The organism is Caminibacter profundus (assembly GCF_054657155.1).
In genome coordinates this window covers 187257-200148 of the sequence record NZ_BAAHXC010000001.1, presented here as the reverse complement: position 1 = coordinate 200148, position 12892 = coordinate 187257, and the positions used below count along the sequence as shown (strand labels likewise).

The following is a 12892-nucleotide window of genomic DNA, read 5'->3' as shown; positions in this document are numbered from 1 at the left end:
AAAAAAAGCAGCTGAAAAACTATGACTTTTTAAGAAATTTTGCAAGAAGACCCTGAAGTTTAAGCCACTCTCTATGTGGCATTAGAGGAAAACCACTATAAATACCAGGAGTTTTTATAGACTTTGTAACACCACCTCTTGCTGCAATTTGAGTAAATGGTGCAATTTCAAGGTGACCAGCAGTAGCACTTTGTCCTCCCATTACAACATTTCTTCCAAGCTTACTACTCCCAGCAAGACCTACTTGTGATACTAATATAGAATATTCGCCTATTTCACAATTATGGGCAATTTGAACTAAATTATCAATAATTGAGCCTTTTTTGATTCTAGTTTCGCTAAATACTGCTCTATCAATAGTAGTATTTGCTCCAATTTCTACATTATCTTCAATTACCACTCTTCCTAAATGATATATTTTTACATGTTTTCCATCTTTTGTATGTGCATAACCAAATCCATCACTACCAATTACACTTCCAGCATGAATAATTACATTTTTACCTATAATCGTATCTCTATAAATTGTTACATTTGGGTATATTACGCAACCTTTTTCAATTACAACATCAGGCCCAATTACACTATTTGGCATAATAACAACATCTTCTCCTATTTTTGCACCTTTGCCAACTCTAACACTACTATCGACTTTTGCACTTTTGTCGATATAATATTCACCATCTACCCAAGGCTCTTTTGCAAAATATTTAGTTAAAATAGCAAGCTTTAAATACGGCTCATCAGTAATTAAAGGCACTACTTGTTTTGGTAGTTTACTTGCATCTTCTTTTCTTATCAAAACAGCACCAGCTTTTGTATCTTTTAGAAATTTTGCGTATTTTGGATTTTCAAGAAAACTAACTTCATTACTATTTGCATCTTGTAAAGTGTTAAGACCAGTTATTTCTTTGTCTTCTTCTAAATTACACTCAATTTCTAAAATCTTACAAACTTCTCTTAATTTCATTACTACTCCATTCTCAATTCTTTACTCTAAACTTGGCCACTTCATTTTTCATCTATCTTTCGATAACGCTTACTCCACTTCTTACAACTTCAGCATTTTTATATTTAGCTTGTATTGCTTTTAAAAAATTATCAATTCTATTTGGTCTATCTACCACACTTACAACAATATGTTTATCATTTACATTACTGATTTTCCCATTATAACATCTTGCAAGTGCATCAATATCAGCAAGGTTATCTTTTACTTCTTTTAAAGAAAACTTAACCATTGCCATCTCTTTTTCAATAAAATCATCACTTTCAATAACTTTATATACAGGAATTAATTTATAAAGTTGTTTTACAATTTGTTCAAAAACTTTTGGATCTCCCTCACTCATAATAGTCATTCTAGAAAACTCACTACTAGGAATTGGTGCAACTGTTAAAGATGTTATATTATATCCACGTGCGGCAAACATATTTACTATTCTTGCTAAAACTCCATGTTCGTTTTCAACAATTACTGATATTATTTTTTTCATTTTTCTTCCTTAAATACAATCATATTTTTAAGAGGACTGTTTGGTGGAACCATTGGCAACACATCTTCTCTTCTATCAACCTGAACATCAATAAATGCTACTTTTTTTGATTCAATTGCTTCTTTTAAAGCATTTTCAAATTCTTGTTTTTTACTTACTCTAAAACCAATTCCACCCATACTCTCAGCTAGTTTTACAAAGTCTGGTTGAACATCACTTAAATCAGTTTCACTAAGTCTATCTTCATAAAACATTGTTTGCCACTGTCTTACCATTCCAAGATAGTTATTATTTAAAATAATGTTAATTACTGGAAGATTATATTTATATCCAGTTAAAACCTCTTGAATATTCATCATAATACTTCCATCACCAGTAAAGTTTATTACTATTTTATCTTTAACTCCTTCCTTTGCTCCAAGAGCTGCTGGAAATCCAAATCCCATAGTTCCAAGCCCTCCGCTTGTTAAAAGCTGCCTTGGATATGTAAATGGAAAAAATTGAGCTGCCCACATTTGATGTTGACCTACATCAGTTGAAATCACTACATCTTCTGGTGCTATTTCACCAGTTTTTTCAATAACCCATTGAGGTTTAATTACTTCATCACTATCACTATATGTTAGAGGATACAACTCTTTATATCTATTAAGAATTCCTCTCCACTCTTCATATCTATTTGGTTCAATCTCTTCAAGTAAAGTCATCATCTCTTCTAAAACCATTTTCACATCACCAACAATTGGATATTTAGTTGGCACAACTTTTCCAATTTGACTAGGGTCAATATCAATATGCACAATATCAGCATTTTTTGCAAATTCATCAATTTTTCCAGTTACTCTATCATCAAATCTTGCTCCAAGAGATATAATCAAATCTGCATCATTCATCGCCATATTTGCTGCATATGAACCATGCATTCCAACCATTCCTAAAAGATACGGACAATCATATCTTAAAACTCCTCTTGCCATAAGAGTTTCTACTGTTGGAATTTTGGTTGTTTTAACTATTTCTCTAATTAATTCATATGCACCACTTAATACACTTCCTCCACCTATATAAAAAACAGGCTTTTTAGCTTTTTTTATAGCTTCTACTGCTCTTTTTATAGCTCTTTTATTACCTTTGTAAGTTGGTTTATAAGTTTTTAATTCAATTTTCTCAGGATATTCAAACTTTGTTTTATTTACAGTTACATCTTTTGGAATATCAATATGAACTGGTCCTGGACGACCACTCTTTGCAAGATAAAAAGCTTCTTTTATAATAAAAGCTAAATCTTTTACATCTTTTACTAAAAAGTTATGTTTTGTAATAGGTCTTGTAACTCCTACAGCATCAACTTCTTGAAATGCATCAGTTCCTATTGCAAAAGTTGGTACTTGTCCTGAAATTACTACAAGAGGAATAGAATCAGTATAAGCAGTGGCAATCCCTGTAACTGCATTTGTAATACCTGGCCCACTAGTTACCATTGCCACACCAACCTTGCCAGTAGCTCTTGCATATCCATCTGCCATATGTACAGCACCCTGTTCGTGCTTTGTTAAAATATGTTTAAATGAGCTTTGTTTATAAATTTCATCATACACATTCATAATTGCTCCACCAGGATAGCCAAATACTACCTCTACATTCTCTTTTATTAGACTTTCTATTACTATCTGAGCTCCAGTCAATTTCATTAACAGCCTTTTTTGCGAATTATATCAAAATAAATTATTGGTATATTTGTTATTAGTGTGTAGTGTTAAGTGTGTAGTAGACTACTTATCACTTAACACTTCTAATTTTAACTTTTCACTTAAAATTTAAAACTTGGAACCAAGAACTTGGAACCCGTACACACATTTTGTGTATGCCGGACAAGTTCTGGAACTTCTCACAACCCCATTCTACATTCACTAATTGCTAAACCTTCTCTAACTCCATCATCACATACTATACATTCTTTATACCTTGTAATTCTTAAAATTTCCTTAAATATCATTATACCACTGACAATTAAATCTCCTCTGCCAACACCTACCAACTCTTCTCTTTTTTTCATCTCTATTTTTAAAAGCTTTTCCATCCAATAATCTAAATCTTCTATAGTAATAATAGTACCATTTATTTTTTCAGGATCATATGTTTTATAGTTCATTCCAAGCTTAAGTGCCGCTATAGTTGTAGGGGTCCCACTACTTGCTACAAAAATTTTTGGTTTTTTATAAGTATTAAATATAAAATCAATAAAATCTCTAAATTTAGCAACTTCTTTTTTTACTGCAATTTTAATAGCTTCAATTGTTTTATACTTTTGAGTTAGAGTTACTATTCCTACTCTAAAACTTTGAGAAATAATGGTATCTTTATGTTTTAAAATAAGTTCAGTACTACCTCCACCAATATCAACTAAAAAGAAGTTTCTTGCATCAAATTCTAAATTTAAAAGACAATTTTCTACTGCAATACTTACAAAATTAGCTTCTTCTTCTGGAGTAATTACTCTAAATTCAATCCCTGTTTTTTCCTTAATTGTTTTTATAACCTCATCAGCATTATTAGCTCTTCTTAAAGCTTCAGTTGCAACTGCAGTTATCTTGTCATTAAAATCAATTTTCTCTTTTGCTTCATTTATTGCATTAATTATTCTTTCTATTGCTTCCGATGAAATTTCTTTCGTTTTTACTAGATTATCAGCAGTTTTTATAATCTTTTCAAATTCATCTATTTTTTTATTCTTTTTACAGTCCCATTTTACAATTCTTATAGTGTTACTACCTAAATCAATTGCAATCATTCAAACCCCTTGTATAATAAATTAAAAGTTAAAAGTGTAAAGTGAAAAGTTTTTAACTTCTCACTTAGAACTTGGAACTCTACCACTTGGCTACTTTCTTTATTCTCTAACCTGTCCATCTCCAATAATTTTATATTTATAAGTAGTCAAATCATCAATTCCCATAGGACCTCTTGCATGAAGCTTATTAGTCGAAATTCCGACTTCCGCACCAAATCCAAATACTCCTCCATCAGTAAATCTAGTAGAAGCATTCACATAAACACATGCACTATCAACTCTATTTAAAAACTCCTCAGCTGCTTTAAAATTTTCTGTTACAATTGAATCACTATGACCTGAACCATATTTTTCTATATGATTAATTGCTTCTTCAAAATTCTCTACAACTCTTATTGATAAAATTTTATCTAAATATTCAGTATACCAGTCTTCTTCTTTAGCGACACTAACTTTTATATATTCAAGAGTAACCTCACAACCTCTAAGCTCAACCCCTTCTTTTTCCATTTCTTCTTTAATTAATGGTAAAAACTTTCCTGCAATTTTTCTATCTACAAGAAGTGTCTCTAAAGCATTGCAAACACCAGGTCTTTGAACTTTTGCATTAAGTGCAATTTTAAGAGCTTTATTTAAATCCGCATCTTGATGAACATACACATGACATAAACCTTTATCGTGTTTAACTACTGGAACTTTTGAGTTTTCACTTACAAATTTAATTAATCCTTCACCACCTCTTGGAATAATCAAATCAACGTAATTTTCTTGTTTTATAAGCCATTCAACTCCACTTCTACTATAATCTGGCAAAAGTGTAATAATATCAACTGGAAGTTTGTTTTTTTCAAGAACATCTCTTAAAATTTCAACTATTACTGCATTTGAATGAAATGCTTCTTTTCCTCCTTTAAGAATACATGCATTACCGCTCATAAGACAAAGCCCTGCTGCATCACTTGTTACATTTGGTCTACTTTCATAAATTATTCCAATTACTCCAATAGGGATTTTTACCTTTTGTATCTCAAGTCCATTATCAAGTTTCCATCCATCAATAATTCTTCCAACTGGGTCTTTGAGTTTTGCAATAACTCTTAAAGAATCTGCCATACTTTTTATTCTTTGCTCATTTAGTAAAAGTCTATCAATTAATGCACTTGATAAATTCTTTTCTTTAGCATAATCCAAATCTTTTTTATTTGCTTCTATTATTTCATCTGTATATTTTTCTAACCCTTGTGCCATTTCATTTAATAGTTTTCTTTTTATGCTTCCATTAAGAGTTGCTATAGTCTTACTTGCTGCTTTTACTTTTTGTAACACTTCCTCCACTTTTTTCTCCTTTTTTTTTAATATTTTAACATAAATATTTAAACATAAATAAAAAAACCTAAATTCAATGAATATCTATTCATTAAGTTAATGATAAGTACCTTTAGCTAAAAATAAATGTTACTTTTTTACACATTGTTAACTTAAAGAAATATTATAATAATTTTTTATAAAAAAATATAAGATATAATTAAAACAAAAAAGGAGAAAATATGTCTTTTGACAAAGTATTTGACATTGCTATTATTGGTGCTGGTCCTGGAGGTATAGCAAGCGCTATTGAAGCAAAATTAAAAGGTATTGATAAAATTATTGTTCTTGAAAAAGCGGACAATCATTCTGATATGATTAGAAAGTTTTATAAACCAGGAAAAAGAGTTGATAAAGATTGGCAAGGTAAAAAATTTGAATTTATTGGAAATGTAACATTTGAAGAATGCTTAAAAGAAGAGTTTCTTGACCAAATGGATAAAAAAATAAAAGATGCTGGAATAGAAGACAAATTTAAATATAATCATCATGTATATGGTGTAACAAAAAATAGCGAAGGAGTTTTTGAAATTGGAGCAGACCACGAACTTGGTGTAATTCAAGCGAAAAATGTAATTATAGCTATCGGTAGAATGGGTAAACCAAATAAACCAGGATATAAATTCCCTCCAAAAATCAGACCAAGACTAAACTTCAATCTAGATAAAGTTCAACCTAACGAAAAAGTTTTAGTAGTTGGTGGTGGTGATACTGCAGGTGAGTATGCATATGGTCTTGTAGATATGAATATTGGATGTGATGTTACACTAAACTACAGAAGACCTGAAATTGTAAGAATGAACCCAACAAATAAAGAAATTGTAGAAAGATACTTTAAAGAAGGAAAAATACATTCAAAATTAGGTGTTGATATTGAAAGTGTAGAACCTGTGGAAAATGATGATGTAACACCTCCTAGAGTAAAAGTAAACTATAAAGATGGAACAAGTGAAATCTTTGATAGAGTAGTTTATGCACTTGGTGGTACAAGCCCTGTAGACTTCCTTAAAAATAGTGGAATTGAGCTAAATGAATGGGGTGAACCTGTTTATAACGAAGAAACAATGGAAACAAATATACCAGGACTTTATACAATCGGTGATGTAGTAACTAGCCAAGGAAGTATTGCTCTTGCATTCAACCACGCATATATTGCTATTAACGACATAGCTAAAAAACTTTAATCTTCTTTCTTTTCTTATTTTTTACTTTTAGCTTAAACCACCATTTGCTCTTTTTAAAAATATTAAAAAATTTACGCTATCGTGTGAAAAAAAGTAATACTAATAAAGTTGTAATAATATTTTTGAAAATTAATACTACTTTTTCTCTACAATTTCTACAATCTCTACATCAATTATATCATCATCATTTGGGTTTTTAGAAGCATAAATTTTTTGTTTAAATAACTTCTTAGCAATCCATACAGCAAATGGTTCTAGTAAAAATAAAACTCCCAAAATATCACTAAAAACACCTGGTATTATTAAAAGAAATGCTCCTATTAACTTAAAAAGCCCTGCTGTAACAAATTCTTCTTCTGTTATTTCCTTATAAAAAACTCTTTGCATTTCAGAAAATAAAGACAAATGTAACGTTTTTATAATATAAGCTCCAACTCCAGCAGTCACTAAAACTTCCAAAAAAAGTCCAAAAGGAGTAAAAACTTTAGCGAATTCATATGAAAAAAGTATCTCTAAAAACAGATATCCTAAAAAAAATAACAGCTTCATTTTTTCTTCTTTAAATATTTTTTAATTTTTTTAAACATTTTATCAAAATCAATCTCACCCTCACATCCTTCTATTTTTATTTTTAACTTACCATCTAAAAAATCTCCTATTTTTTTAAATTTTGAATCTTCCAGCCTGTAGGCCTTAACTTTTAAAATATTCGGATATACTAAAAAAAACCACTCTACTCCTTCTTTTTCATATATATCTTTTTTTATAATCTCATCTCTTTTAATAGTTGAAGGAGATATAACTTCAACCACCGCTTTTGGAGTCTTTTTTATATATGAATAAATATCATCTCCACACACCACAGCTACATCAGGTTTTAAAACTGTCTCTTCATCTACAATATAATCCTCTTCTATCAAAACAAAACATTCATCACAATCTTCTACAACCTCTTCAAGAAGCTTTGCAAAACTTAAAGATAAAATCTGATGAATTCCAACAGGACTTGGTGCCATTGCAAGTGGCACTCCTTCAATCAATTCCCAATCCCCTTCCCATTTTTTATAATCTTCATAAGTATAAGTTTCTACATACATTTCATTCCTTTTAGTAATACCAATTCTTAATTAGTTAGTTACTTTATAAATGTTTAAAATTTCCTTAATTTCAATACTTTTCATCATTTTCCATTGTCCATTTTCCATTGTCAATTGGTATAAGCATAAAGCTTAAAGCTATATATACAATAATTGGTTATTGGTATATTGATTATTGGTTTTATAATTTTCCATTTTTCACTTATTTATAATCTCTAAAACTTTCTCAAAAGCATACTCTTTTTCAACCTCAAATTTTTCTCCAGTTTTTCTATCTCTAACTTCCACTTTTCCATCTTTTAGTTTCTTACCTACAATCACACAAACTGGAATTCCAACAAGCTCAAAATCAGCAATTTTAGGACCAAATCTCTCGAGCCTATCATCAAGAATAGTTTTTATTCCTGATTTAGTTAGTTTATCATATAACTCCTCAGCAAATGTTAATTGTTCTTCTTTTTTTACATCACTTACAATAATATCAACAACAAACGGTGCTATCTCTTTTGGCCAAATGATACCTTTATCATCGTGATTTTGCTCAATAGCAGCAGAAATTAGTCTACTAACTCCAATACCATAACATCCCATAATGAAAGGTTTTGCTTTTCCATTTTCATCAAGAAATGTTGCATTCATAGGTTCACTATAAACGGTTCCGAGTTTAAAAATATGCCCTACTTCAATTCCTTTTGTAATCTTTAAAGGTTTACCACATTTTGGACATAAATCCCCCTCTTTTACTTTAGCAATATCTCTATATATAGTTAAATTTCCAAGTAAATTTGCATCAAGAAGCCCTGCACCTTTTATATGATAATCTTTTTTATTAGCACCACATACAAGTTCTTCTGCCATTCTTAAATCATCATCAATTACATATTTTATATGACTTGGAAGACCAAAAGGTCCTATAAAGCCTGGAACAAGCCCAGCATTTTCAATTTCTTCTTCACTTGCATCTACTAAATCAATTGCGCCAATAGCATTTTTAGCTTTAGTCTCTTCTAATTCATCTGTACCTCTTACAAAGAATACTACTATCTCTTGAGATTTATCAAATATAGCCTTTTTAACCACAGCTTTAATACTAAAATACGGATCAACTCCTATAAATTCACACACTTCTTCTATTGTTTTCTTATCAGGAGTATAAACTTCTTCAATTACTTCAGTTTTTATAGGATTTTCTCTTTTAATAATTTTGCGAGTTGCGACTTCAATATTTGCAGCATAATTACACTCACTGCATACAACAATATCATCTTCTCCCGTATTTGCTAAAACCATAAATTCTTTGCTTCCACTCCCACCAATAGCTCCGCTATCAGCTTCAACTACCCTAAAATCAAGACCCATTTTTTTAAATATTTTTGAATAAGTCTCTTCCATTAAATTAAATTCTCTATCTAAGTCATCAATGCTCGCATGAAAAGAATATGCATCTTTCATAATAAATTCACGACCTCTAAGAAGTCCAAATCTAGGTCTTGCCTCATCACGGAATTTTAGATTAATCTGATAAAGATTGATTGGAAGTTGTTTATAACTTTTTACATAGCTTCTAACTAAATCTACAACACTTTCTTCATTTGTAGGAGATAGTACAAACTTTTGCCCTTTTCTATCTTCAATTCTTAAAAGTTCATCCCCATATTTTTTAGCTCTTCCTGTTTCTTCCCAAAGTTCATATGGAGTGACAAAGCTTAACATTACTTCTTGAGCACCAGCATTATCCATCTCTTTTTTTATAATATCTCTAATACTATCTAATACCATTTTTCCAAGTGGTGTAAAATCATAAATTCCAGCTGCAACTTGTTTAATATATCCTCCTCTAACTAAATAAATATGGCTAGGAGTTACTGCGTCTTTTGGTGTCTCTTTAAGTGTATATAAAAAAAATCTACTCCATCTCATTAAATCTCCTTAACATATTCGCTTTTTTTACTTTTTGGAATTGTTTTAGTTTCAGGTATTTTTAAAACTTCATACTTTTTAATTCCACTCAAATAATGAATTTCTATTATATCCCCTGGCTTAACATCTTTAGCAGGTTTTGCTTTTTTGCCATTTATAAAAACAACTCCTTCTTTACACATTTCATCAGCTATACTTCTTCTTTTCACAATATTTACTGAATTTAAAAACTTATCAACTCTCAAAAGTTTCCTTTTTTCAATTTTCAACTATTTTCAAATTATATCAAAACATAATATAATTGCACTAAAAAAGGATTATAATGAAAGTAGTTTTAGCTTATAGTGGAGGACTAGACACAAGTGTTATTTTAAAATGGCTTCAAGATAAATACAACGCAGAAGTTGTAACTTTTACAGCAGATATTGGTCAAGGTGAAGAAGTAGAAGAAGCAAGAGAAAAAGCTATTAAACTTGGAGTAAAACCGGAAAATATATTTATTGAAGACCTAAGAGAAGAGTTTGTTAGAGACTATGTTTTCCCTATGTTTAGAGCAAATGCAATTTATGAGGGTGAATATTTACTTGGGACTTCAATTGCAAGACCTCTTATTGCAAAAAGACAAATTGAAATAGCTCGCCAGGTAGGTGCTGAGGCAGTAGCTCACGGTGCTACTGGTAAAGGAAACGACCAAGTAAGATTTGAACTTGGATATTATGCTCTAAAACCTGATATCAAAGTAATTGCTCCTTGGAGAGAGTGGGATTTAAATAGCCGTGAAAAATTATTAGCATATGCAGAAAAACACGGTATTCCAATTCAAAAACATGGGAAAAAATCTCCATACTCAATGGATGCTAACCTTCTTCATATTTCTTATGAGGGAGGAATTTTAGAAGACCCTTGGGCAGAACCAGAAGAAGATATGTGGAGATGGACTGTTGCACCTGAAAAAGCTCCAGATAAGCAAGAATATATTGAAATTGAATTTGAAAAAGGAGATGCAGTTGCAATAAATGGAGACAAAATGACTCCAGCTAAAATTCTTGAGACTTTAAATGAATATGGTAAAAAACATGGAATCGGTAGAATTGACATAGTAGAAAATAGATTTGTTGGAATGAAATCTCGTGGATGTTATGAAACTCCAGGTGGTACAATTTTACTTAAAGCTCACAGAGCAATTGAAAGTATTACTTTAGACAAAGGTGAAGCACACCTTAAAGATGAAATAATGCCAAAATATGCTGAACTTATTTATAATGGATTTTGGTTTAGTCCTGAAAGAGAAGCTCTTCAAGAACTTATTAATAAAACTCAAGAAAATGTAAATGGAACAGTTAGACTTAAACTATACAAAGGAAATGTGTTTGTAGTTGGTAGAAAATCACCAAATTCATTATTTAGTCCTGAGTTTGCAACATTTGAAGAAGATACAGTATATAATCAAAAAGATGCTGAAGGCTTTATAAAATTAAACGCACTAAGATTTATCATTGAAGGGTTTGTTAGAGGTAAAAATTAAGTATCTAAGTTTTAGTTGCCAAGTTCTTAGTTTAAAACTACTTGGCAACTTATTAACTCCCTATTTTCAACTCTTAAATTTACTTAATAGTTCCTTAACTTCGCTATCGCTTAATTGATGAAAATCTTCATACCACTGACCTACACTCATAAACATTGGTGGAGTCTCTAAAATCTCAAGATGATGAGACACACTTCTTAGCATTTTGAGAAGATTTTCATCAAGAGGTGCGACAGGAGATGCAATAATAATACTTTTTGGCATATCTCTTACTACACTTTGAGCAGCTAAATACATACTAGCTCCAGTTGCTATTCCATCATCTACCAAAATTACATCTTTTCCCTCAAGAGGAATTGGTTCAACCTTATAAATATCTCTCTTTCTTGCCATCTCCCTTATTTTTTCTATTGCGGTTTGTTGAATATACTCTTCATCAACATTAACTCTCATTATATTTAGTTTATCAACTGCATCTTTATTTATAAAAATTTGTCCACTCTCACTTACACTTCCAATTGCAGCTTCTTCGTTAATTGGAGATGGTATTTTTTTTACAAATAAAATATCTAATGGAGCATCTAAACTTTTTGCTATTTCAACTCCTATAGGCACACCTCCTCTTGGGAGAGCTACAACTACTGGATTTGTCAATTCTTTTAACTGTTTTAATCTATTACCTAGCATTTTTCCAGCTTCAAATCTATTTTTAAATACCATAATAAACACTCCTTTACTAATTTTCATCATTATATCACGAAAATTATTAAAAAACTCGCTATTATTTGATTTATAAAACTATTCGAAAATGCTATAATTTTAAATTATATTTTATATAAGCCTAGCTTAAGGAGGGGCAATGAAAAGTTTTATTTTAAAAATTACAGCAAGCAAATGGAACTATTATCTAAGCTTAACAACTGACTTTTTAACAGCAGCTGTATTTTTAGTGCTAAGTATCTACTATTCTAAAGACATTTGGGCTAGTATTGCACTTTTTGTTGTTGGAGTAATTTTTTTTACTTTTTTAGAATATGCTGTTCACGCATGGCTATTTCATAAAAGCCATCCTTTAAAAATATTTATTGAAGGACATGAACATCACCATCAAAATCCATTTAGCTACGATGCAATGCCATTTTTTATGAGTGCAGTAATTGCTTCTTTTTTTGTATGGATTTTTTCTTTTATTATGCCTTTGCCTGATGCATTAGCTCTTGTTGGCGGAATGTCTTTAGGATATTTTAACTATGGAATAATGCATCATATAATGCATAGACGTGAGTTTTCAAGTAAATACTGGAGATATATGCAAGAATTTCATTTTGTACATCACAAAAAACCAAAATTAAATCACGGAATCACTACTGATATTTGGGATAGAGTTTTTGGAACTTACTATCAATGGAGTGAGGAAGATTTAAAAGGAATTGAAAAACTTAAAAGAGTAAAAAGAAAGTATTAGAAGTATAACTTTTACTACCCTCTACAACCTTTACTAACAACCTCTACAA

General features: G+C 30.5%; 13 protein-coding genes. 3 read left to right on the top strand and 10 right to left on the bottom strand.

Annotated features, from left to right (window positions below; all coding sequences use genetic code 11):
* Window positions 1-19 precede the first annotated feature (19 nt).
* The 5 genes from lpxD to ACYQ1U_RS01045 all read right to left on the bottom strand — a co-directional run bounded on the left by lpxD (window position 20) and on the right by ACYQ1U_RS01045 (window position 5646).
* Window positions 20-970, bottom strand: a complete 951-nt coding sequence (gene lpxD, locus ACYQ1U_RS01065) for a UDP-3-O-(3-hydroxymyristoyl)glucosamine N-acyltransferase (RefSeq protein WP_459883369.1) — start codon at window positions 968-970, stop codon at window positions 20-22.
* 52 nt (window positions 971-1022) lie between these two features.
* The gene (gene ilvN, locus ACYQ1U_RS01060; RefSeq protein ID WP_459883368.1) at window positions 1023-1496 is read right to left on the bottom strand and encodes an acetolactate synthase small subunit; all 474 of its coding nucleotides are present in this window, start codon (window positions 1494-1496) and stop codon (window positions 1023-1025) included.
* Window positions 1493-3187, bottom strand: coding sequence for an acetolactate synthase large subunit (locus ACYQ1U_RS01055; protein ID WP_459883367.1), 1695 nt, complete (start codon window positions 3185-3187; stop codon window positions 1493-1495). The genes ilvN and ACYQ1U_RS01055 overlap by 4 nt, the downstream gene beginning before the upstream one ends.
* Before the next feature lie 197 nt (window positions 3188-3384).
* A complete protein-coding gene (locus tag ACYQ1U_RS01050) occupies window positions 3385-4287 on the bottom strand; it encodes a Ppx/GppA phosphatase family protein (protein WP_459883366.1) in 903 nt (300 codons plus the stop codon).
* Window positions 4288-4386: 99 nt separating this feature from the next.
* Window positions 4387-5646 carry a glutamate-5-semialdehyde dehydrogenase gene (locus ACYQ1U_RS01045; protein WP_459886343.1) on the bottom strand — a complete coding sequence of 420 codons (1260 nt, stop codon included), beginning with the start codon at window positions 5644-5646 and terminating at the stop codon, window positions 4387-4389.
* 188 nt (window positions 5647-5834) lie between these two features.
* Between ACYQ1U_RS01045 and ACYQ1U_RS01040 the strand changes: the two genes are divergently transcribed.
* On the top strand, window positions 5835-6836 hold the full coding sequence (locus tag ACYQ1U_RS01040) for an NAD(P)-binding domain-containing protein (protein WP_459883364.1): 1002 nt from the start codon (window positions 5835-5837) through the stop codon (window positions 6834-6836).
* 135 nt (window positions 6837-6971) lie between these two features.
* Here the strand turns inward: ACYQ1U_RS01040 and ACYQ1U_RS01035 are convergent, their stop codons facing one another.
* The 4 genes from ACYQ1U_RS01035 to ACYQ1U_RS01020 all read right to left on the bottom strand — a co-directional run bounded on the left by ACYQ1U_RS01035 (window position 6972) and on the right by ACYQ1U_RS01020 (window position 10098).
* Complete coding sequence (locus ACYQ1U_RS01035; RefSeq protein ID WP_459883362.1) at window positions 6972-7385, bottom strand: FxsA family protein; 414 nt, start codon at window positions 7383-7385, stop codon at window positions 6972-6974.
* On the bottom strand, window positions 7382-7933 hold the full coding sequence (locus tag ACYQ1U_RS01030) for a Uma2 family endonuclease (protein ID WP_459883361.1): 552 nt from the start codon (window positions 7931-7933) through the stop codon (window positions 7382-7384). The genes ACYQ1U_RS01035 and ACYQ1U_RS01030 overlap by 4 nt, the downstream gene beginning before the upstream one ends.
* A gap of 198 nt (window positions 7934-8131) precedes the next feature.
* Window positions 8132-9853 carry a proline--tRNA ligase gene (locus ACYQ1U_RS01025; RefSeq protein WP_459883360.1) on the bottom strand — a complete coding sequence of 574 codons (1722 nt, stop codon included), beginning with the start codon at window positions 9851-9853 and terminating at the stop codon, window positions 8132-8134.
* Window positions 9853-10098: an RNA-binding S4 domain-containing protein gene (locus tag ACYQ1U_RS01020; protein ID WP_459883359.1), complete on the bottom strand. Its 246-nt coding sequence runs from the start codon at window positions 10096-10098 to the stop codon at window positions 9853-9855. The genes ACYQ1U_RS01025 and ACYQ1U_RS01020 overlap by 1 nt, the downstream gene beginning before the upstream one ends.
* 77 nt (window positions 10099-10175) lie before the next feature.
* Between ACYQ1U_RS01020 and ACYQ1U_RS01015 the strand changes: the two genes are divergently transcribed.
* Window positions 10176-11378 carry an argininosuccinate synthase gene (locus tag ACYQ1U_RS01015; protein ID WP_459883358.1) on the top strand — a complete coding sequence of 401 codons (1203 nt, stop codon included), beginning with the start codon at window positions 10176-10178 and terminating at the stop codon, window positions 11376-11378.
* Between the two features lie 66 nt (window positions 11379-11444).
* Here the strand turns inward: ACYQ1U_RS01015 and ACYQ1U_RS01010 are convergent, their stop codons facing one another.
* On the bottom strand, window positions 11445-12098 hold the full coding sequence (locus ACYQ1U_RS01010) for a phosphoribosyltransferase (RefSeq protein WP_459883357.1): 654 nt from the start codon (window positions 12096-12098) through the stop codon (window positions 11445-11447).
* 139 nt (window positions 12099-12237) lie between these two features.
* On the opposite strand from ACYQ1U_RS01010, the gene ACYQ1U_RS01005 reads away from it, so the two are divergent.
* Window positions 12238-12843, top strand: a complete 606-nt coding sequence (locus ACYQ1U_RS01005) for a sterol desaturase family protein (protein ID WP_459883356.1) — start codon at window positions 12238-12240, stop codon at window positions 12841-12843.
* The last annotated feature ends 49 nt before the right edge of the window (window positions 12844-12892 follow it).

Coding starts and splice junctions, on each gene's coding strand:
- ACYQ1U_RS01010 (WP_459883357.1), bottom strand. CDS start 12,098: ATGGTATTTAAAAATAGATTTGAAGCTGGAAAAATGCTAGGTAATAGA.
- ACYQ1U_RS01005 (WP_459883356.1), top strand. CDS start 12,238: ATGAAAAGTTTTATTTTAAAAATTACAGCAAGCAAATGGAACTATTAT.
- ACYQ1U_RS01035 (WP_459883362.1), bottom strand. CDS start 7,385: ATGAAGCTGTTATTTTTTTTAGGATATCTGTTTTTAGAGATACTTTTT.
- lpxD (WP_459883369.1), bottom strand. CDS start 970: ATGAAATTAAGAGAAGTTTGTAAGATTTTAGAAATTGAGTGTAATTTA.
- ACYQ1U_RS01025 (WP_459883360.1), bottom strand. CDS start 9,853: ATGAGATGGAGTAGATTTTTTTTATATACACTTAAAGAGACACCAAAA.
- ACYQ1U_RS01015 (WP_459883358.1), top strand. CDS start 10,176: ATGAAAGTAGTTTTAGCTTATAGTGGAGGACTAGACACAAGTGTTATT.
- ACYQ1U_RS01050 (WP_459883366.1), bottom strand. CDS start 4,287: ATGATTGCAATTGATTTAGGTAGTAACACTATAAGAATTGTAAAATGG.
- ACYQ1U_RS01040 (WP_459883364.1), top strand. CDS start 5,835: ATGTCTTTTGACAAAGTATTTGACATTGCTATTATTGGTGCTGGTCCT.
- ilvN (WP_459883368.1), bottom strand. CDS start 1,496: ATGAAAAAAATAATATCAGTAATTGTTGAAAACGAACATGGAGTTTTA.
- ACYQ1U_RS01030 (WP_459883361.1), bottom strand. CDS start 7,933: ATGTATGTAGAAACTTATACTTATGAAGATTATAAAAAATGGGAAGGG.
- ACYQ1U_RS01055 (WP_459883367.1), bottom strand. CDS start 3,187: ATGAAATTGACTGGAGCTCAGATAGTAATAGAAAGTCTAATAAAAGAG.